Here is a 19423-nt window from a genome sequence, read left to right on the forward strand (position 1 = left end):
ATCCTGTCTACCTACTGGCTTTCGTCGATTGAGCGGTCGCGGTCCTGCAACGCGCGGATGCGCATCCGCTGCGCAGCCTGAATATGCGCGCGCATCTCTGTCTCGGCCGCTGCGCCATCGCGGGCCTTCAAAGCCGCCATGATGCGCCGATGCTCGGCCACTGCGGCCTCGGCGCGGTCGCTATCCAGCAATTGCGAGGGACCCAGGATCAACAGCGCCTTTTGCAAGGACAACATGGATTTTGCCAGAAATCGGTTCTTGGCCGCATCCAGAAGTGTTTCGTGAAAGATCTTGTTGATTTGGGCCGCATCGGGGCCAGTACCCGCCTCGGCCAGCCGGTCGTTCAGAACTTCAAGCTCGTCCAGTTCGACATCAGACGCCGCGCGGGCTGCCAGACGGGCCGCTGTCCCTTCAAGCACGGCGCGCATCTCATAGAGTTCCATGACCTCGGCGTAATCCAGACTGCGCACGGTGGCACCTTGCCGTGGCACATGCGTGACCAGCCCGTCGGCCTCCAACTGCCTTATCGCCTCGCGTACCGGGGTACGGCTGACGCCCAACCGTTCAGACAGCTCAATCTCACGCAGCCGGTCGCCGGGCAAAAGAGTGCCCTCGCGAATCTCGCCCAGCAGGCGCTGATACGCAGAATTGCCTTGTGGGCCAGGTTGTAACGGGTCGTCCTGAAGGGTCATCGCAGGCTCTCTTGTCATCTTGCGTCCAGTTGTATACACATGTATACATTATAAGTCAACGAAGCTGGAACGCTTACCTTGCACAGCCAAACTGATACCCCCTCTCTTCTGACGAAACGGGCCGTCACGCTCGGCCTGGCGGTGTTGGGCACAGGAGTATTTTGGGCGCTAAACCTGCCGCTACCTTTTCTGTTCGGGCCAATGAGCGCATGTTTGATTGCAGCTCTTGCGCACGCACCGATGGAAGGCTTTGGACAGGTCTCGGTTGCCGCCCGCACTATACTGGGCGTGGCGGTAGGGGCATCGATTACGCCGGCTCTGTTTGCTGAATTGCCAAAAATGGCCGCGTCAATTGCGCTGATCCCGTTCTTCATCCTGCTAATCGCGCTGGTAGGTGTGCCATTCTTTCGCAAATTCTGGGGCTTTGACTCCACAACGGCTTTCTACGCAGCCATGCCGGGCGGTTTGCAAGACATGATCATCTTTGGCACTGAGGCGGGGGCCAATCCGCGTACCTTGTCCTTGATCCACGGTACGCGCGTGCTGATCATCGTGACGTTGGCCCCCTTGTTCCTCACCGTGTTCTATGATGCCCAACTCACCAATCCGATTGGCGAGCCCGCGCACAACCTGCCAATACATGAATTGGCGCTGATGGTTCTGGCCGCCATTATCGGCTGGAAAGGCGGGGAGCGGATCGGCCTGTTCGGGGCGTCAATCCTGGGGCCAATGATCCTTACAGCCGCCTTGTCACTGGGCGACTTAATTCATACCCGACCGCCTCGCGAGGCCATCCTTGCAGCGCAGTTTTTCATTGGCTGCGGAATTGGTGTGAAATTCGTAGGTGTCACATGGGTCGAACTACGCCGGGTAGTGGCAGCGGGCTTCGCCTATGTCATTGTCCTTGCCGTCCTGGCAGCCACTTTCACCGCCGTTGTCACCACCTTGGGACTGGGCCAACCTGTCGAGGCGTTTCTGGCCTTCGCGCCCGGTGGGCAGGCAGAGATGACGGTGCTGGCCATCGTCTCGGGCGCGGATTTGGGCTTTGTGATCACCCACCATCTGACAAGGATCGTGCTGGTGATCATCGGTGCGCCCATCGCCGCGAATCTTATTCTGCGTTGGTCCAAACCTCGGGGTTGATCATGTGGATCGGAGCGCCTTCGGCATAGGCGTTCACCTGATCGAAAATATCCGCGAATTGCAGGTCGAACTCGTCTTCAGTGACAAAGCCGATATGTGGGGTCGCGATCAGGTTGGGATGTGACAAAAGCGGGTCGGTCGGATCAATCAGTGGCTCGGAATCAAACACATCAATCGCCGCTTTGCCGGGGCGACCGACGTTCAGCGCCTCAAGCAAAGCACCAGGTGCGATCAGCCCGGCTCGCGAGGTGTTCACAAACAGCGCCTCCGGCTGCATCTGTGCGAAATCCGATGCGGTGATGATCCCGCGCGTATCCGGTTTCAAGCGCACATGGACCGAGACAACATCGCTGCTGCCAAAGAACGCTTCACGGCTGGGCGCGACCTGTGCGCCATCCGCCTGCGCACGCGCCCGGCCTTCTACGGATGACCACCAGACCACATTCATCCCAAAGGCCTCGGCATAACTTGCAATGGCGCGAGCAATGCGGCCATAGCCATAGAGCCCCAACTGACGCCCCCGCAGCGTCTTGCCCACGCCCGCCTGCCAGTGCCCTGCTTTGACCGAGGCCATTTGTGCGGGCAAATCCCGCATCCCGACCATGATTAGCGCCCAAGTAAGTTCAGCTGCAGCATAAGACGGCGTTCCGCCGTGCATGTTTGAGCACAGCAGCACGTCTTGATCTGTACAGGCTTCGACATCGACATGCGGATAAACGCTGCGCTGGCTGATAAGTTTCAGGTTTGGTAATTTCTCCAGCAAGGCGCGGGTGACTTTGGTACGTTCGCGGAACAGGACAAGCACCTCCGCGTCATGCAGTCGTTCGGCCAGAGTGTCAGTTTCTTCGACATGATCCGTCCATAACGTCACCTCATGACCGGTGAGTTTCTCAAAACAAGGCAGGCCACGCAGCGTGTCAAACCAGTCATCAAGAATGTGGACCTTCATCGGCTTTCTATACCCTGCTCGGTGTTCAGTTTTCTTGGCGTCGGCACAAAATGACATGTGTTGAGAGCGGAAAGTGCTTTGCGGACCCGTTCGCTTTGATCCAGCAGATGGTTGAACTGCTCATCGCAGCCAGCAATCGGTGTCGGGTAGTCCGCGATGTCCCGCCGTAGGGCCGACTGCGCCAACATGAGTTCCTGACGCGCGATATCGAGGCATTCCGAGTAGTTGTCCATCGTGTCCCTCCCACTATGTATACAATAGTATACTATTTGGGTTGCACTTGATCAACTCCCGTTCCAAACAGACTCAGGCACATAAACATGCCCGTCCGCCAACTTGCGCGCGGTCCGCACCAAACCCGCCGCGTTCACTGTGAACCCGTCGGTGGTGGAAAAATCCACTAACACGTCGATATTGCCCGAGGCGTGTTCCAGAACGACTTCAGCCGGGCTGTTCGTGGGGCGATCCAGCAAACCGTCGGCGACGGTTCCGGGAGTCAAAGCGCAAGACGCCATGCATTGCGCGCCGGTGACCGCCATGGTCGGGTGGGTTTTCCACGGCATGAAATACCGCACTGCGAGCGTTCCGCCTTCTCTGGCCGGAGCAACAAGGCCGAACTTAGGGGTGACCGATTTGGACACATCCCCCATACCCATCCGCTGCCCTGCTTCGATCCTAACGGCCTCCATCCGGTCAAAGAACGCGCGGTTTGCGTCCAGCTCATTGGCGCTCTCATAGCCCGTCAATCCGAAGTCTGTGGCGCGGGCGATAGCCATCGGCATAGCGACATCCATGCAGGTCAGTTCGACGCCCTGAACTGCATCGCGCAGGTTGCCCGTAGGCAGGAACGCTCCGGTGGCCGAGCCCACCACGCCCATGAAACTCAACTGCACCGGCGCTGAATGACCGGGAACGCCGGCGATCTCCGCATCACCCTCATAGGTCAATTCGCCCCCGGGTGTATTCACCTTGGCCACGATCCGAGCCCCAGTGTTGACGGCCCGAATGCGAACTTCAGTTTCATCACCCTGCGGTTTGAACAAGCCCATCTCGATGGCAGCAGGGGCAACGCCAGACAGGATATTGCCGCAAGTGGGTTTGAAATCGACCAGCTTGTCCTCGACCGAGACCTGCGCGAAGAAATAGTCGATATCGGCCCAGTCATCCGCGCCGACCGACAGCATCGCGACCTTTGTGGTCACCGCCGCGCCGCCGCCGATGCCGTCGATGTTCAGCGACTGCCCGGACCCAAGAGCGGCGATCAGCACCTCGGCCAGCGCGTCCAGATCCTCAGGCAAATCCGAGCGGCGGAAATACGGGCCTTTCGACGTGCCGCCACGCATCAAGATATAAGGGATTGCGGTTTGAGTCATTTTGAACCCCTCACTTCAACGGCCAGGGCAGGCTGACCATGTCCTGCAACAGACCTGGCGGGAAATCGCGGTTCAGAGCGCCCGCCATCAGGCACATGAACCCGATGCCGCAGGCGGTCAGGATCAGAGTCATCTGCCAGCTGGACCCGGCGCGGATACGGAGAAAGGCGATCAGGAACCCTATCAGGGCGAGGATGAAGCCCACCACCCACGTGGCCGCGATCAAACTGGCGAACCACGCCAGAGTGGACCACAGACCGTGGGGTGCGCTGGCGTCTTCACCGGCGATTTCCTTGTCGGAAAAGATCACGTCGCCTTCGGGACGTCGCATCATCTGGATCAGAAGGATCACGCAACAGAATAGCGAGACGCTGCCGATAACCAGCGGGATGATCTTGTCGGTCATATTGTAGTCGGGGATCATGTTGGCGTTGACCAATGCGACGATCAGATAGGCCATGATCACCAGCAGAAAGATAAGCGGCGCGCGTTTGGTACCGGCCTGAACATCACCCTCGGCCATGATCATCTTGGCCTGCCGGATACCCAGAATGACCGAAACAACCGTGACCACGATCAGCACGATGACGATAGGGCTGAAGACATATTCCATCCCCTCGCCAAAGCTTTTGCGGAACCGGAATGAGGCGATCTGGAACGCCTGATTGGTGAACTTCTCAACCGGGTTCGACAGAACGAAACCGATCAGGAAGGCCGGGCGCGACCAGTCGAAACGGCGTAAAAAGATGCCGATCAGGCCGATCACGAACAGGGCCAGCAAGTCTTCGAAGTTTTGGCCGGATTGGAACGCCGCAAAGCTGATCAACATGAACAGGAACGGCGCCAGATAGGTGAAGCGGATCGTGGTCAGCTTGGCGATCCCGCCCGATGCCGCGATGCACAGGATGGTCCCGACGACGTTGGCCAACGCCAGCAGCCAGACGATCGAATAGGTGATGTCGAGATTGTCCTTGAGCATGCTCGGACCGACCTCGATATCGCCTGACCCCAGCAAAGCCACCGCGCCGATGAAGATCGCCATCGAGCCTGAACCAGGGATGCCAAACAGCAGAGTTGGCACCAGCCCTCCACCCTCTTTGGCGTTGTTCGAGCTTTCCGGGCCGATGACGCCGCGCACTTCGCCTTTGCCGAAATTGCTCTTGTCCTTGGTGGATTGCACCGAGTGACCGTAGGCGATCCAGTCGACAACCGAGCCGCCGAGGCCGGGAATGACTCCAACAATCACGCCAATGATCGAACAACGCACCGACAGCCATATATTTGCGAACCAGTCTTTGACGCCGTCCAGCCAACCGGCGCCCAGTGAGGCCCCCTTGGCAATCGACCGATCTTGACGCAGCAGCGATACGATCTCGGGCACCGCAAAGATACCCAGGCCAACGATGACCAGCTTCAAACCGTCCGTCAGATAAGGAATGTCGTAAGTTGCCATGCGCAGCGAACCGCCTGCATCCGCCTCACCAATCGTGCCGACCATCAGGCCCAGACCGGCGGCGGCGACTCCTTTCAGCGGGATCCGCCCGGCCAAAATGGCGACCATCGACAGGCCGAGAATTGTGATCATCAACATCTCGGGCAGGCCGAAGGCCAGAACGATGGGTCGCGCGATAAGTATGAACATGGTCAGGAAGGTCGCGCCGACGAGCCCTCCGAATAGGGACGAGGAAAAGGCTGCTGACAAGGCCCGTGCAGCCTCGCCCTTTTTCGCCATCGGAAAGCCGTCCAGCACGGTGGCCTGCGAAGCAGAACTGCCGGGGATGCCCATCAAGACGGACGCAAACGTGTCCGAGGTCGGCACCACCGCGACCATCCCGATCATCAGCGCCAGACCAAGGATCGGGTCCATTCCGAACATGAAAGGCAACAGCAGGGACAGACCGGCAATACCGCCAAGCCCCGGAAAGACGCCCACAGCCAGCCCCATGACGACGCCGAGAATGAGATACCCCAGAACGATGGGTTGCAGGATCAAACCCCACGCGTCACCAAGCGCAGGTAGAGCGGTGGCGAAAACCTCCATAGCGGCCGCCTTTCATAAACTGTTTTGTATGTAGAGAAACGCGCGCCCTTCGTTGGGCGCGACGACGTGTCAGCTTAGTTCAGCTCGACGCCGTAGGCCTCTTTCAGCCAGTTCAGGACGTATTGCTTGGCATTGTCATCCACATTGGTCGCCGTCTGCAGAGCAGATTTCGAGCCGTCGCCGACGAACACCGGATACTTGCCGACGTGCTTCGAGGAGATATCAGCAAAATCACCCCGCTCGGTCACTGCTTGAAACGCTGCGGTATAGGCGTCGACGACCTCTTGCGGCGTGTCACCGGGCAGGAAGGCCAGCTTTTGAACCGGGAAACCTGCCACGAAGAAGGCTTTCCATGCGTCCCATGCCTCACCACTGGTTTCGCAGCCATCGGTGGCCTCGCAGACCTCCTTGAAAGTCGGAATGTCCGGGAAGGTCGGGTCACGAACGATATTGCCATCAGCATCCAATGCGCCCCAAGTCATCATGGGAACGGCCTGACCGGCTTCGACCAGCGGGACCGAACCACCCAGATAGCCCGAGGACGTCTGGTAATCTATATTGGCTTCACCACGTTCAAACATCAGCCGACCATCCCCGCGGCCTTTGATCCCAAATACCGGTTCCACATTCATACCCAACATCTGCCAGGCCAGCAGAGGCACAAGGTCCAAACGGGTTGCACCCTGCGAGCCGTAGATGAAATTGGTGTCCTTCAGCGCATTGGCAGAGCCGTCAAACTTGGCTCCGTCCTCGGCGTTCAGATACGCAACACCACCCGTTCCAGATGCCATTACCGGAATCCAATCGTTGTATTCATAGCGTACGCGGGGATCGCTCAGCAGATACGGGAACTGAGTAGACCCGGACGTGCCAAACAACAGGGTACCGTCATCATGGCTTTTTTCCTGAAACCAGTTCGCGCCTTTGGTTGATCCCGCGCCCGGCATGAACTTGACCACCACAGTCGGCTGACCGGGCAACGCCTCGGATAATAGTGGCGCGAAGAAGTTGGCCCATTTAGCCGACCCGCCCGTTTCCGAGAACGGAATGACCCATTCGATGGTCTTGCCCGAGAAATCGACCTCGGCAGCGGCAGGTGCAGCGAATCCGGCAGCGGCGATCAGCCCCACGACGGCACGACGAGTGAAGTTGGAAATGGCCATTGGTTCCTCCCTGTTGACCAGACAACCACGTCGGCGCCCTCCGCGCCACCGTGATTGCAATTAGAACTGCGGGGTTGATTCCCCCTCCCATCTGGCAATCATGGGGCGCCAACCTTGCGCGAAACTTGCGGGAGACCTGATGCGGATCGTCATCGTCGAGGATAATGAGACCCTTGCCAACGCCATTGCCTATCGCCTGCGGGATCGGGGCCATGCCGCTGACGTGCTGACAGATGGCGGCGCGGCCGATTTGTATCTGGAGCAAGAAGGCGCAGATCTGATCGTTCTGGACATCAACCTGCCGGGTCGGTCTGGGCTTGAGATTTTGCGGTCCCTTCGCAACCGGGGTGACAGCGCGCCCGTCATCCTGCTGACCGCGCGCACCGAGACCAGCGACCGCGTTTCGGGTCTGGATATGGGCGCCGACGATTACTTAGTGAAACCCTTCGAGATGGATGAACTCGAGGCCCGCATCCGTGCCCTGTCCCGCCGCAAACAACTGGATTACGGTGCGCGCGAAACGATCGGAGACCTGGAATTCGACCGCACCGCCCGGCAGGTGAGCGCAAAGGGCCAAGTTCTCGATGTGCCGCGTCGGGAAATGGCTGTGCTTGAATGCCTGCTGGAACGTCGCGGCAGGATCGTCCCCAAAAGTCAGTTGATCGACTACGTCTACGGCGTGGGAGCCGATGTCGACGATTCGGCCGTCGAGCCGCATGTGTCACGACTGCGAAAACGCCTTCAGAACCTTGGCATCCGGATCAAGACCGCCCGTGGCCTTGGATATCTGCTAGAGGTGCAGAAGTGATCCGGCACGGCTCACTCAGGCTCAGGCTTTTCATTCTGATCCTGACGCCATTGGTGCTGCTCGCAATCCTGCTTGGATACTGGCGCTACACGGTTGCTCAACAAACGGCACAGGAGCTTTTTGACGACAGCCTATTGTCCGCCGGTCTGGCCATTTCTCGCGATGTGGCGGTGTCAGAAGGCGATGCCCTGTCGCCCACCACGCGCAGCTTGATCCGCGACGCATCGGGCGGAGAGATTTTTTATCACGTGACCGGACCCGGTGGCATCTACGTCACAGGGTATGCATACCCTCCGGCCGCTGCAAACCCGTCTGAGCAAGACGCGTACCAGCCGAGGTTTTTCGAGGCGATATATCGGGATGAGCCGGTGCGCGTACTGAAAATGACCGAGCGCGTCACACTTGATAACCTGGTGGGCGATGCGACAGTAACAGCTTGGCAACGCGTTGCCGATCGCAACGCCTTTGCCAACGAACTGTCGATCCGCGCGGCGATCCTGATGGGTATCTTGCTGGCCACCCTTGCTGTTGTCGTGTGGTTCGGGGTCGCACGCGGGTTGCGGCCCTTGCTGGATTTGCAGGATGCGATCGACCTACGCTCACCTGACGACCTGAGCGAAATCAAACGCCCGGTCCCGGTCGAGGTTTATGGTATTGTTCAGACCCTGAACCGGCTGTTTGGACAGGTCGAGCACAGCATCAACGCCCATCAGGTGTTTATCTCAGAAGCCGCGCACCAGCTGCGAAATCCGGCGGCAGCGGTCCAGTCCATGGCCGAGGCGTTGCGGGACGCAAGATCGGATGAGGACAAGGACAAACGGATTATCGAGCTTGTGTCGGCAGCGAAAAACTCCGCCACGGTGGCCGAGCAGCTATTGTCGTTGGAGCGGTTGCGGCAACCTACGCATCAGGATCAGATGGACAAGATTGATTTCCGTGCGGTTGTGGAAGAAGCCTGCGCTGACATGGGTGTACAGATCCTCGCAAAAGGGATCGAGTTTGATGTTACGATGCCGGACTCGACAATTCCGGTTTCAGGAGATCAGGTTTTTTTAACTGAGGCCATCAAAAACCTGCTGGACAACGCAGTTAAGCACGGTGGGACTAAGTTGAGCCAAATTTCAGTCGCGCTGCGCTCTGATGGCGAGAACGTAAAGCTTACCGTATCCGATGACGGAACCGGCCTTTCACCCGAACAAAGCGAAGCCGTTTTCAGTCGATTTTCGCAGCTGGAATATTCCGAAGGCAGCGGTTTAGGGTTGTCGATTGTCTCAGCTGTAGCGAAGCGCCACGGAGGAGTGGCCGCGATCAACCAAGTCGAAAAAGGAGCAAGCGTCACGCTTCAGCTTCCCATAGCCCTGTAGTTTGTTTCAATTTCTGCTCGGAACCCGAAACCTGTCACAATCAAAGAGAGTTTTTCGATTACAGCGAATGACCGGTTTCCACCCCAGGTGCCGGGCACGGTGGTCTTGATACGTCTTCACCGGACTTTGAAGCCTTTTGCAGCGAAATGGCGCTTGGTCCCGCGTTGCGGTCACTGATCGTTCGCATATCAACCCAATCCGCTCGCGTTGTGCGCGGCGAGTTGAAGGCCAAGACTGCGATGTTGACCGGTCTGCGTAAGCCTTTTCTTATTCGTGCCTGTCAGGATGCAGTATCACCAAGCGCCGCTTTCGGTACGCTCCACATTCAAACAGTATGCCACACAAGCGCTTCCGTCGCGGCTATGTTGAAACCTTCTGAGGTGGGAACTCTTCGACACCGCAGAACTCAATCACAACGTGGACCAGTACTGTAATTCCCTCCAGAGCGTGGGTTGTAACTTTACGCAGGATCAACGCGTTTACTTGATCCGTGTCAAAGTGAGCTTTGACGGTTTCTGAACTAATCAGTTCAAGAGAAACCAAGGAGTTGCTACCATGCTGAACAAATCTCTTGCTGCGCTGATGATGATATCAGCCATGCTGCTGAGTGCCTGCGAAAACAAGGGCGAGACTTATCCTGTAACCGGCGAACAATGCGGACCGAACGATCCGGTCAAGACCCTGGATGCCGAAGATTGCTATATCCCACCCGCGGGTGTCTGACGCGGAACTGCATTTCCGTTGGTTTAGGGGGCCAACCGGCATCTAAACCTTTCTGGCAAAACATGTTACTCTGGCCTGACCCCAGCTGAATGGATGAATGAGGCGGCCATGCGTCTGATCTTGATCGCGCTGCTTTTGCCAGCCACCGCAACCGCCGACCCGGCGTTGGAATGTTCCGACGCCGGATCACAAGTCGAAATCGGATCCTGCGTCGGAGAGATGGAAGCACGGGTCTCGCGCGCTCTGCAGGTGAGTTTTGACTTGGCGGTACAATCTGCCAAGGAGCTGGACGAGGTCACCGGGCGGATAGTGGCTGAACCTGCCCTCATAGCGGCGCAACAAGCCTGGGAAACCTATCGCGATACGCATTGCACCGCCGTCGGCGCGTCGTTTGGTGGCGGATCGGGTACAGGTATCGCAATCACATCATGCCGGGTGAATTTAGGGCGGGCACGCGTTGAAGAACTGTTGAGTTTTGCCAACTGACTGAAACGATTCCTTTTGATCTTTGCACAGGTTCCTATATAGAGGCGCATCCCAAGCCAGAATCCTTGAAGATACGCCTCAGCAGGTACCACAATGTCGCCCAAAGCGCCGATCACTCAAGACGTCATGACCCTCCCTCGCAAATTGCCCGAGGGGAAGGTGAACCTTGTCGGTCTCACCCGCGACCGTTTGCGCGAGGTCCTGATCGAACATGGTACGCCCGAAAAGCAGGCAAAGATGCGCACCGGTCAGATCTGGCAGTGGATCTATCAATGGGGCGTGCGCGATTTTTCCCAGATGACGAATCTTGCCAAAGCCTACCGTGCGCAACTGGCCGACAACTTTGTGGTCGAGATACCCGAGGTGGTGACCCGACAGGTGTCCGAGGACGGCACCCGCAAATATCTGTGCCGGATCGCGGGCGGGCACGAGGTCGAGGTGGTCTACATCCCCGAAGAAGATCGCGGTACGCTGTGCATATCGTCTCAGGTCGGATGTACGTTGACATGTTCGTTTTGTCATACCGGCACCCAGAAGCTTGTACGTAATTTAACATCTGCCGAAATTGTCGGGCAGATCATGATGGCGCGCGACGATCTTGACGAATGGCCGACCCCCGGTGCGCCAAAGGATGAAACGCGCCTTCTGTCGAACATCGTTCTGATGGGAATGGGTGAGCCGCTATACAATTTCGAAAACGTTCGCGATGCGATGAAGATCGCGATGGACCCCGAGGGGATTTCCCTGTCGCGCCGCCGCATTACGCTGTCAACCAGCGGGGTGGTACCCGAAATTGCGCGCACGGCTGAGGAAATCGGCTGTTTGCTGGCGATCTCGTTCCATGCAACCACGGATGAAACCCGCGACGTTCTGGTTCCGATCAATAAACGCTGGAATATCGAGGAGTTGTTGCAGGCGCTGGCCAGCTATCCCAATGTCTCGAACTCCGAGCGGATCACGTTCGAATACGTGATGCTGGACGGTGTGAATGACAGCGACGCGGATGCCCATCGTTTGATCGACCACATCAAGCGTCACAAAATTCCGGCCAAGATCAACCTGATCCCGTTTAACGAATGGCCCGGCGCGCCGTACAAGCGCAGCTCGAACAACCGCATCCGCGCTTTTGCCAACATCATCTATCAGGCAGGCTACGCCTCTCCCATTCGCAAGACACGGGGCGAGGATATCATGGCGGCGTGCGGCCAGTTGAAATCGGCAACCGAACGTGCCCGCAAATCGCGCAAACAGATTGAGTCCGAAGCCGGTTTAACCCGGTAGTTTTTCTGTCGGGTTCATCATGGATTGGGTGGTCGTGCTTTGATTGTCCAAAATGACCGCCTGCACGCATGAAGTGTGCCTGTAAACTTAATGTTTCAGATACTGATTCAATATGCATAATTTGCTATATTTTAAAGATTCAATGCCGCAGGATGCAGGTTCAAATCGAAGCACAAGGCGGTGAGATTCTGGGACCTGAGCTGGTAAGAGATCCCAGAGCCGCTAGAATAAGAACTCTGTCGTCACGTGGCGCTCAGGCGAACTGATTTTCAGGTGGGTCGTAATAATGGACTCCTATCTACGAATAATTCTCCAGCACAAAGCCATTGCGTGCGCGATACTTCTGATTTCTTCAGGACTGGCAACGGCGGATGGTCACAACGCTCATATCGCGATCGAAAATCCGGCAGAGCTGAGCAAGGATGAGGCCGCGGCCCACTACCATTCACTAAGCCGTCGCATGGCACGGGGGTATGCCGCGGCGCAACTGGATCTGATCCTCAACTACCAAAGCTGGCCGCTTTTTAACGACGCGCCTTATATCTCGGCCACGCACGGGCAGCGTTACGTAAACTCGTATGCCAACCGAATGGCACATAACTACGGGACATTGCAGCAAGGCGAAAAACTTCCCATGGGATCGGTGCTTGCCAAGGACAGCATGACGGTGACCGATGAAGGTCACATACATCCAGGCGCCATGTTCATAATGGAAAAATTGCCAGACGGTACCAGCCCGATCACCGCTGACTGGCGTTATATAATGGTGCTGCCGGACGGGTCGGTGTTCGGGGATACTATGGGGGACCGCGCCAGTGAGGTCGCGTACTGCCATGTCTGTCACGAGCAAGTGGCGGATCGCGACTATACGTTCTTTATCCCCGAAGAATATCGGGTGGGAAACTAAGCCGGTTCACCCGGCAGCTTGAGTTCTGTCGCCTCACGGCGGCTGAGCTGTTCGCCTTGTTTTCGTTTGGACAGTACCTCGCGGGCCAACGCGTATTTGTCATCCTGCCAGAAGATCAGGCATCCGTTGCAGCCCTTGCCGCAGCATCCTTCCGTGCCGATGCGGTTTGTCTTGAACCGGCGTTCGTTACCGTCTTCGCCAATCTTTTCAACCAGATCATCGCGACGGCGTGCATAAGCTGTTGAATTGTCGCGACCGGAGGTTTCCAATCCCTGCACGAGCTTGTCAAAGCGAATGCGGCTCCAGTGTTCGTCGGTCAGGGCGCGTTCCTTGCGCAGCACTGAATAGACCGGAAAACGGGCGCGCAGATCGTCGATATCCTCGTGATCAAACAGGGTGAAAGGCAACCGGATGATGGTTTTTGTGCTGCCATGAACCACGTCCAACCGTGCGCCATCATGGGCGCGTTCGAAATCATAGACCCGCAGCAGAACCGTGTCGCGTGCGACTGGCGAGACGAAATCCAGCACATCACCCGGTTCCAGCTTGTTCTTCACCTCAACCAGAAAGGCATCCTCGGTCACTTCGGTGACGATCCCGGCATATTCCCATTGCGAGATCGAGGCCGTGTGTTCGTAATCATGTGCATAGTTTGTCAGCCGACCCTCGTGAAAGGCCAGCGTATAGCCGCGATTTCCGACGGTTTCGAGCTCGCGCATGTAAGGCTTGGGGTCCCAGTTTTCGGGATCCGCGAAATAGTCATCGATGGCCATACGATAGGCCCGCGCGACGATCGCGGCGTAGTATTCCGATTTGCCGCGCCCTTCGACCTTGAGGCTGTCGACACCGATTTTCAGGTACTCGTCCAGCTTCGGCATGATGCAGAGGTCGCGTGAGTTTAGGATGTACGAGCCGCGATCATCCTCTTCGACGGGCATCAGGTCACCGGGGCGACAGCCTTCTTCCAGCAGGAATTCGAACAGGTCGGCGTTTTCTTTGGTGATACGCAATTCCTGATGCGTACCATCCTTGAGGCGCAGTTTCAGACCGTAGTTCCAGCGGCAGGAATTGGCGCAGTTGCCCTGGTTGGCCCCGCGTTCGGCCATGAAATTCGACAGCAGGCAGCGGCCCGAATAGGTCATGCACATAGCGCCGTGCACGAAGGCTTCTAACTTGATATCAGGGCATTTCTCACGGATCTCGACCAGTTCGGGATAGGAAACCTCACGCGCCAGAACCACCAGCTCGGCCCCCTGATCCTGCCAGAACTTCACCGACAGCCACGAACAGATATTGGCCTGGGTCGAGATATGCAGCGGCAGTTCGGGCGCGCGCTCGCGGACGTATTGGAATACGCCCGGATCGGCGATGATCAACCCGTCGGGCTGCACCTTGCGCACCGTGTCGATGTATTCGTCCAGTTTCGGGATGTCTTTGTTATGCGAGAACAGGTTCAGTGTCAGGTAGGCGCGCCGGCCATGGTTGTGGCAGAACTCGACCCCTTCAATTACCTCGTCCAGCGAAAACTCGGACTTGGTGCGCAGCGACATATCCGGCGTGCCCAAATACACGGCGTCTGCCCCATAGAGGATGGCGAGCTTAAGTTTGCGCAAATTGCCCGCAGGCATCAGCAATTCGGATCTGGGCTGGGTCATGGAAGCTACCTGACAAAGGATCAAGGCGGCCTTCTACGCCAAAATCATTGCGCCCAAAACCCTGTTATCTGCGACGGAACCGCGCTGTGCCAATGACCTCGATCAGTTGTTTGCGCACCGGCTCGGGTTGCGCCTCGACTGCGTTCAGAACCTCACGCAGTTCAGCGCGCAGCCCATGCATCTGATCGATCAATGAGATCATCATCGACAGCGCATCGGCCTCCATGTCGTATTGCTCGTGCAACTCGCAAGCCAGTTCCAGCCGGGCAACGTCGATACTGTGATAGACCAGCCCCTGCTCCGATTGTTCAGGGATCACGATTTCGGCCGCAAGATACTCGGTCAGGCGGTCCGAGGTCAGGCGCGAGACGGTTTCGATCAGTTCCTTTTCGGTCAGGGTCATGACGGCATTCCTTTCCGCGGATCGTAGCGGTGCGTTTCGCGCCATGTCTCCATGAACTGCCTGAGATCATCATCGATCTTGTCGGGCATCGAGACAGTCAATTCGATCAGTTGGTCGCCGCGCAGGGACGAGCCGCGTTTCTTCACCCCCTTGCCGCGCAGGCGAAGGGTTTTGCCGCTGCTTGTGCCCGCCGGAACATTGACGTTCACACCGCCATCGATGGTGGGGGCGGCGACTTTCCCGCCCAGAATGGCCTCATCGATACTGATCGGCAGGGTGATATGGATGTCGTCGCCTTGACGGTCAAACACCGGATGTTTGGCGACCGTGACGGTCACCAACGCATCCCCCGGAGGGCCTTCGCCATAACCCGGAGCACCCTTGCCGCGCAGACGGATGGTCTGACCTTCTGTTATGCCGGCGGGGATCTTGACCTCGATCCGGTTGCCGTCTGGTAGCGTCAGTTTCTGACTGGCGCCAAACACGGCATCCAGAAAGCTGATTTGCAGGGAATAATTCAGGTTATGCCCTGGCGCATGAAACTCATGTCTTTGCTGGCCGCCAAATCCACCGCGGCCGCGCATGAATTCGGCAAAGATGTCCGACATGTCGTCCGGGTCCGCCTGACGCCCGCGATAGGGGTTTCCAGCGGCCTCGGCATAGTCCCGGTAATAGTGATGTTGCTGGCGTTCCTGACCCGATGCGTCGATTTCGCCATTGTCGAAGCGGGCGCGGGTTTCAGGATCTTTCAGCAAGTCATACGCGGCAGCGGCGGCCTTGAATTTGGCCTCGGCCTTGGCATCGCCGGGTTTCAGGTCCGGGTGGCACTCCTTAGCAATACGCCTGTAGGCTTTCTTGATTTCGTCGGCGCTGGCGTCTTTCGGTACGCCAAGGACGGAATAGGGATCGTCGCTCATCTCACACTCGCGGGTCAGGGCAGGTCTGATCTTGATGAATGTGTTCTATCACGTGTTTTCAACGGGTCAAAAGGAAGAGGCAATTGAATTGTCTCGAAAAAACTCAGAAGCCTGCTAATATCTTCATATTTCTGATTGTAGATAGACGGAGGCCATCCCATGTCGCGCAGAATCAAATCCGCTTTGGCCCTGCTGGCCGGCAATGCCATCGGGCTGTTGTTGGCTTCGCTGATACTGTCCGGTTTCGCGATCAAACCGATCTCTTTTATCGTGGTTGTGATCGTTTTCACTGTCGTTCAGGTGATCGCCGAGCCCTTGATACTGAAGCTTGGCGAAAAGAAAGCGCCCGCATTGAAAGGCGGGATAGCCCTGGTCGTGACATTTGTGGGCCTGCTGGTGACCGACCTCATCGCGTCGGGGCTGACCGTTGGTGGTATCTCGAACCTGCTGGCGGCGACGCTGCTTGTCTGGCTGGGGGCGCTGATCGCCAGCGTGGTGCTGCCGATCTACGTTTTCAAGGATCTGCGTGCCGCGAAGAAGTAATCACAGCGCGTTCAGGCTGACCTCGATCGCCTGCCACAGTTCGTCCACCGGTTCGCATCCAACGGACAGGCGGATGAAGGCCGGGTCGACGCTATCGCCCCAGCGCGCGCGGCGTTCGGCCGAGCTGTGAACACCTCCGAAGGATGTGGCGGGGCGCAAAAGCGGGCAAGTGTTGATGAAGGCTTCGGCCTTATCTTCGCTTTCCAAAGTCAAGGATAGCAGAAATCCGAACCGGGCCGTTTGTGCCTGCGCCAGTGCGTGTGATGGATCATTGGCTAGCCCGGGATAGCGGACCTGTTTGACCGCTGGGTGACCTGCCAACCGTTCTGCTATTACCTGAGCCGAGTTGCACATCCGGTCGAACCGGACATCCAGCGTTTCCAACCCGCGATGCAGCAGCCATGCCTCATGCGGTCCGGGGATCGAGCCTGAGATTTTCCGCCATTCCTCGACCCGTTCCATGATGTCACTGTTGCGGCTGGCCACATGGCCCATCAGCATGTCGGAATGCCCGCCCATCGCCTTGGTGTCGGACGACACGACCACGTCGATGCCCAAATCCAACGGGCGCTGACCCAGCGGTGTCATCGTCGTATTGTCGGCAATCGTCACCCCGCCAACAGACCGCACCTGTTCGGCTATAACTTTCAGGTCAATCATGTCCAGACCGGGGTTCGAAGGGCTTTCGGCGAACACAACGTCAAACCCGTCAAAACCACCTGCGGCAAACGCAGTGGTCGGGCGCTCTTCAATTGTCACGCCAAGACGCGAAAGGAACCGGTCGGCCAGCAGACGGGTGACATAGTACCCGTCCGAAGGAATCAGAAGGCGCGACCCGGCTTGCACCGTTGCAAAAAGAGCCGCAGAAATTGCGGCCATCCCTGAAGGAAAACTGAGGCAAGGCGCGTCTTCCAGATGGGACAAAACATGCTCAAGATGTACCCAGGTGGGGTTATCGACACGGCCATAGGTCGGGTGACCGTCCGGCACGCCCGGCAGATGGAACATGCTGCTTTGCGTCAGTGGAAGGGCGACGGGTTCGCCTTTTGACAACGCGTTGCCACGTAGGTGGAGCATTTCGCCTGTCTTTGGGGGTTTCATCGCTCAGCGCCCCGGAATTTCGTCGCGGGGCGGGGCGGGTTCCCAGTTCTCGATGATCTCGGCCGCCTCCTGCGCGGTATCGACAAAGCGGAACAGGTCCAAATCCTCCTCCGAGATCGTACCGGCATCCGCCAGTGCGTCCCAGTTGATAACCTTCTCCCAGAACGCGCGGCCAAACAGCAGGAATGGCACGCGATCCATTCTGCCGGTCTGGATCAGGGTCAGGGATTCGAACAGTTCATCCAGCGTCCCAAACCCACCGGGAAAGATGGTGATGGCGCGGGCGCGCATCAGGAAGTGCATTTTGCGGATCGCAAAATAGTGGAAATTAAAGCTGAGCTCTGGCGTCACGAAACTGTTTGGCGCCTGTTCGTGCGGAAGCACGATGTTCAGCCCGATCGAGCACCCGCCCGCTTCGTGTGCACCGCGATTGCCAGCTTCCATCACACCGGGGCCGCCGCCAGTGACGATCACATTCTCGCGGCAGCCGGTTTCTTTTGATTTTACGGTCATCAGCCGGGCAAACTCGCGCGCCTCATCATAATATTTCGACAGGCTGGCCAGAGTCTCTGTCCGCGCGGTGTGCTTTTGCGAGGGTTCGGGAATGCGGGCGCCGCCGAACATTACGATGGTCGACGCGATCTCACGCTCGGTCATGATCATTTCGGGTTTCAGCAACTCAAGCTGCAAGCGTACAGGGCGCAGCTCGTCCCGGCACAGAAACTCGTCATCCGCGAAAGCCAGACGGTAGGCCGGAGAGCGTGTTTGCGGTGTGTCCGGAACCTCTTTCGCGGTCGAGCGGTCGGTCTGCGCATCGCGAAACGGACTGTGACGGTCTTCTCTCATCGGTGATCGATCCCTGCTTGCGTGTTTGACAAACAGCTATAGGGTTCGCGGGCAGAGTGCCAGTCACGGAAAGACGAGAATGAATTGGAAAAGTGAAATATCGGCAGCACGGGACCGCATCGCGGGATATGCGCAAGTGACCCCGGTTATGGAAAGCAACATTCCCGGCTATCCGGTTGAGCTGAAACTCGAGCACATGCAGCATACTGGCAGTTTCAAGGCGCGGGGTGCGTTCAATACGCTGCTCAGCTCGGATGTGCCGCCCGCGGGTGTGGTCGCCGCATCCGGTGGCAATCATGGTGCGGCGGCGGCTTATGCAGCGCAGACGCTGGGTTATCCTGCAAAGATATTTGTGCCGGAACTGGCAGGCCCTTCCAAGATCGCACTGATCCGGCAAACCGGCGCCGACCTGAGCGTTGTTTCCGGTGAATACGCGAACGCGCTGACCGCAGCGCAGGAGCATGAGGCGACGACGGGGGCAATGCAGATCCATGCTTATGACGCCCCGGCCACGGTGGCTGGGCAAGGAACCTGTTTTGCGGAATGGGACGCCCAGGGCTTGCAGGCGGATACGGTACTGGTCGCTGTTGGTGGCGGCGGGCTGATCGCCGGGGCGCTGGCCTGGTTCGGTGGCGCGCGCAAGGTTGTGGCGGTCGAGCCGGAAACGTCCTGCGCGTTGAATGCAGCGTTGCGCGCTGGTGAGCCGGTTGATGTTTCCGTGTCGGGCATCGCCGCAAACGCGCTGGGCGCGCGGCGGATCGGCGAAATTTGTTTTGAATTGGCACAGGGTATGAGTTCGGTTCTGGTGTCAGACGATGCCATCGCGGCGGCACAGCAAGCGCTTTGGCGCGCGCATCGCATTCTGGTAGAGCCTGCGGGCGCGACCGCATTGGCCGCCTTGACCTCGGGTGCGTATCGACCTGAACCGGGTGAGCGCGTGGCCGTTCTGGTTTGTGGTGCAAATATCGCGCCGGACCCGTTCGCTGAGTGAATTATCGGGTTGTGGATGTGGATGGTGGATTTTATCT

20 protein-coding genes are annotated in these 19423 nt (G+C 57.9%); 9 read left to right on the forward strand and 11 right to left on the reverse strand.

The genetic code is table 11. The annotated features are described in order from the left end of the window. Positions 1 to 11 precede the first annotated feature (11 nt). Positions 12 to 692, reverse strand: coding sequence for a GntR family transcriptional regulator (locus ACR0BK_RS13160; RefSeq protein WP_480484186.1), 681 nt, complete (start codon positions 690 to 692; stop codon positions 12 to 14). Between the two features lie 78 nt (positions 693 to 770). On the opposite strand from ACR0BK_RS13160, the gene ACR0BK_RS13165 reads away from it, so the two are divergent. Beyond that, positions 771 to 1835: an AbrB family transcriptional regulator gene (locus ACR0BK_RS13165; RefSeq protein ID WP_480487417.1), complete on the forward strand. Its 1065-nt coding sequence runs from the start codon at positions 771 to 773 to the stop codon at positions 1833 to 1835. Here ACR0BK_RS13165 and ACR0BK_RS13170 read toward each other — a convergent pair. From ACR0BK_RS13170 to ACR0BK_RS13190, 5 genes are all read right to left on the reverse strand, one after another. Continuing rightward, entirely contained in the window at positions 1804 to 2784 is a 981-nt protein-coding gene (locus tag ACR0BK_RS13170; protein WP_480554978.1) for a D-2-hydroxyacid dehydrogenase family protein, read from the reverse strand. The two genes, ACR0BK_RS13165 and ACR0BK_RS13170, sit on opposite strands and share 32 nt — an antisense overlap. Next, on the reverse strand, positions 2781 to 3017 hold the full coding sequence (locus ACR0BK_RS13175; RefSeq protein WP_480554979.1) for a hypothetical protein: 237 nt from the start codon (positions 3015 to 3017) through the stop codon (positions 2781 to 2783). Before ACR0BK_RS13175 ends, ACR0BK_RS13170 begins: the two co-directional genes overlap by 4 nt. A gap of 51 nt (positions 3018 to 3068) precedes the next feature. Beyond that, positions 3069 to 4157, reverse strand: a complete 1089-nt coding sequence (locus ACR0BK_RS13180) for a 4-oxalomesaconate tautomerase (protein ID WP_480554980.1) — start codon at positions 4155 to 4157, stop codon at positions 3069 to 3071. Positions 4158 to 4167: 10 nt separating this feature from the next. Continuing rightward, a complete protein-coding gene (locus ACR0BK_RS13185) occupies positions 4168 to 6198 on the reverse strand; it encodes a tripartite tricarboxylate transporter permease (RefSeq protein ID WP_480554981.1) in 2031 nt (676 codons plus the stop codon). A 74-nt stretch (positions 6199 to 6272) separates the two neighbouring features. Then, positions 6273 to 7361 (reverse strand): tricarboxylate transporter, encoded by a 1089-nt coding sequence (locus ACR0BK_RS13190; RefSeq protein WP_480554983.1) that lies wholly within the window; start codon positions 7359 to 7361, stop codon positions 6273 to 6275. A 139-nt stretch (positions 7362 to 7500) separates the two neighbouring features. Here ACR0BK_RS13190 and ACR0BK_RS13195 point away from each other — a divergent pair, with 139 nt between their 5' ends. The 6 genes from ACR0BK_RS13195 to ACR0BK_RS13220 all read left to right on the forward strand — a co-directional run bounded on the left by ACR0BK_RS13195 (position 7501) and on the right by ACR0BK_RS13220 (position 12930). Further along, the gene (locus ACR0BK_RS13195; RefSeq protein ID WP_480505559.1) at positions 7501 to 8169 is read left to right on the forward strand and encodes a response regulator transcription factor; all 669 of its coding nucleotides are present in this window, start codon (positions 7501 to 7503) and stop codon (positions 8167 to 8169) included. Continuing rightward, positions 8166 to 9533: a sensor histidine kinase gene (locus ACR0BK_RS13200; protein WP_480554984.1), complete on the forward strand. Its 1368-nt coding sequence runs from the start codon at positions 8166 to 8168 to the stop codon at positions 9531 to 9533. Before ACR0BK_RS13195 ends, ACR0BK_RS13200 begins: the two co-directional genes overlap by 4 nt. Before the next feature lie 555 nt (positions 9534 to 10088). Continuing rightward, entirely contained in the window at positions 10089 to 10256 is a 168-nt protein-coding gene (locus tag ACR0BK_RS13205) for a hypothetical protein (protein ID WP_480488542.1), read from the forward strand. 108 nt (positions 10257 to 10364) lie between these two features. Then, entirely contained in the window at positions 10365 to 10742 is a 378-nt protein-coding gene (locus ACR0BK_RS13210) for a lysozyme inhibitor LprI family protein (RefSeq protein WP_480554986.1), read from the forward strand. Between the two features lie 93 nt (positions 10743 to 10835). Then, positions 10836 to 12023, forward strand: a complete 1188-nt coding sequence (gene rlmN / locus ACR0BK_RS13215; RefSeq protein ID WP_480554988.1) for a dual-specificity RNA methyltransferase RlmN — start codon at positions 10836 to 10838, stop codon at positions 12021 to 12023. A gap of 286 nt (positions 12024 to 12309) precedes the next feature. After that, the gene (locus tag ACR0BK_RS13220; RefSeq protein WP_480493906.1) at positions 12310 to 12930 is read left to right on the forward strand and encodes a cytochrome P460 family protein; all 621 of its coding nucleotides are present in this window, start codon (positions 12310 to 12312) and stop codon (positions 12928 to 12930) included. Here ACR0BK_RS13220 and ACR0BK_RS13225 read toward each other — a convergent pair. The 3 genes from ACR0BK_RS13225 to ACR0BK_RS13235 form a co-directional block, all read right to left on the reverse strand. Further along, positions 12927 to 14585, reverse strand: coding sequence for a U32 family peptidase (locus ACR0BK_RS13225; RefSeq protein ID WP_480554989.1), 1659 nt, complete (start codon positions 14583 to 14585; stop codon positions 12927 to 12929). The genes ACR0BK_RS13220 and ACR0BK_RS13225 overlap by 4 nt on opposite strands. Positions 14586 to 14649: 64 nt before the next feature. Further along, positions 14650 to 14988, reverse strand: a complete 339-nt coding sequence (locus ACR0BK_RS13230) for a hypothetical protein (protein WP_267363720.1) — start codon at positions 14986 to 14988, stop codon at positions 14650 to 14652. Next, complete coding sequence (locus ACR0BK_RS13235; RefSeq protein ID WP_480554990.1) at positions 14985 to 15905, reverse strand: DnaJ C-terminal domain-containing protein; 921 nt, start codon at positions 15903 to 15905, stop codon at positions 14985 to 14987. Before ACR0BK_RS13235 ends, ACR0BK_RS13230 begins: the two co-directional genes overlap by 4 nt. A 159-nt stretch (positions 15906 to 16064) precedes the next feature. Here ACR0BK_RS13235 and ACR0BK_RS13240 point away from each other — a divergent pair, with 159 nt between their 5' ends. Then, a complete protein-coding gene (locus tag ACR0BK_RS13240) occupies positions 16065 to 16448 on the forward strand; it encodes a hypothetical protein (RefSeq protein WP_267363718.1) in 384 nt (127 codons plus the stop codon). On the opposite strand, the gene ACR0BK_RS13245 is transcribed toward ACR0BK_RS13240, so the two are convergent. Together ACR0BK_RS13245 and ACR0BK_RS13250 are read right to left on the reverse strand one after the other, a co-directional pair. Further along, positions 16449 to 17549 (reverse strand): cystathionine gamma-lyase, encoded by a 1101-nt coding sequence (locus ACR0BK_RS13245; protein WP_480554991.1) that lies wholly within the window; start codon positions 17547 to 17549, stop codon positions 16449 to 16451. A gap of 3 nt (positions 17550 to 17552) precedes the next feature. Continuing rightward, positions 17553 to 18395: an LOG family protein gene (locus tag ACR0BK_RS13250; RefSeq protein WP_480484157.1), complete on the reverse strand. Its 843-nt coding sequence runs from the start codon at positions 18393 to 18395 to the stop codon at positions 17553 to 17555. A 79-nt stretch (positions 18396 to 18474) separates the two neighbouring features. Here ACR0BK_RS13250 and ACR0BK_RS13255 point away from each other — a divergent pair, with 79 nt between their 5' ends. Further along, positions 18475 to 19386 carry a threonine/serine dehydratase gene (locus ACR0BK_RS13255; protein ID WP_480554992.1) on the forward strand — a complete coding sequence of 304 codons (912 nt, stop codon included), beginning with the start codon at positions 18475 to 18477 and terminating at the stop codon, positions 19384 to 19386. Positions 19387 to 19423 lie beyond the last annotated feature (37 nt).

This window comes from Ruegeria sp. AF1 (assembly GCF_056542125.1).

Bases quoted from the DNA above. Each gene is read 5' to 3' on its own strand.
- ACR0BK_RS13160 (WP_480484186.1), bottom strand. From the start codon at position 692: ATGACCCTTCAGGACGACCCGTTACAACCTGGCCCACAAGGCAATTCT.
- ACR0BK_RS13170 (WP_480554978.1), bottom strand. From the start codon at position 2,784: ATGAAGGTCCACATTCTTGATGACTGGTTTGACACGCTGCGTGGCCTG.
- ACR0BK_RS13175 (WP_480554979.1), bottom strand. From the start codon at position 3,017: ATGGACAACTACTCGGAATGCCTCGATATCGCGCGTCAGGAACTCATG.
- ACR0BK_RS13180 (WP_480554980.1), bottom strand. From the start codon at position 4,157: ATGACTCAAACCGCAATCCCTTATATCTTGATGCGTGGCGGCACGTCG.
- ACR0BK_RS13185 (WP_480554981.1), bottom strand. From the start codon at position 6,198: ATGGAGGTTTTCGCCACCGCTCTACCTGCGCTTGGTGACGCGTGGGGT.
- ACR0BK_RS13190 (WP_480554983.1), bottom strand. From the start codon at position 7,361: ATGGCCATTTCCAACTTCACTCGTCGTGCCGTCGTGGGGCTGATCGCC.
- ACR0BK_RS13195 (WP_480505559.1), top strand. From the start codon at position 7,501: ATGCGGATCGTCATCGTCGAGGATAATGAGACCCTTGCCAACGCCATT.
- ACR0BK_RS13205 (WP_480488542.1), top strand. From the start codon at position 10,089: ATGCTGAACAAATCTCTTGCTGCGCTGATGATGATATCAGCCATGCTG.
- ACR0BK_RS13210 (WP_480554986.1), top strand. From the start codon at position 10,365: ATGCGTCTGATCTTGATCGCGCTGCTTTTGCCAGCCACCGCAACCGCC.
- rlmN (WP_480554988.1), top strand. From the start codon at position 10,836: ATGTCGCCCAAAGCGCCGATCACTCAAGACGTCATGACCCTCCCTCGC.
- ACR0BK_RS13220 (WP_480493906.1), top strand. From the start codon at position 12,310: ATGGACTCCTATCTACGAATAATTCTCCAGCACAAAGCCATTGCGTGC.
- ACR0BK_RS13225 (WP_480554989.1), bottom strand. From the start codon at position 14,585: ATGACCCAGCCCAGATCCGAATTGCTGATGCCTGCGGGCAATTTGCGC.
- ACR0BK_RS13230 (WP_267363720.1), bottom strand. From the start codon at position 14,988: ATGACCCTGACCGAAAAGGAACTGATCGAAACCGTCTCGCGCCTGACC.
- ACR0BK_RS13235 (WP_480554990.1), bottom strand. From the start codon at position 15,905: ATGAGCGACGATCCCTATTCCGTCCTTGGCGTACCGAAAGACGCCAGC.
- ACR0BK_RS13240 (WP_267363718.1), top strand. From the start codon at position 16,065: ATGTCGCGCAGAATCAAATCCGCTTTGGCCCTGCTGGCCGGCAATGCC.
- ACR0BK_RS13245 (WP_480554991.1), bottom strand. From the start codon at position 17,549: ATGAAACCCCCAAAGACAGGCGAAATGCTCCACCTACGTGGCAACGCG.
- ACR0BK_RS13250 (WP_480484157.1), bottom strand. From the start codon at position 18,395: ATGAGAGAAGACCGTCACAGTCCGTTTCGCGATGCGCAGACCGACCGC.
- ACR0BK_RS13255 (WP_480554992.1), top strand. From the start codon at position 18,475: ATGAATTGGAAAAGTGAAATATCGGCAGCACGGGACCGCATCGCGGGA.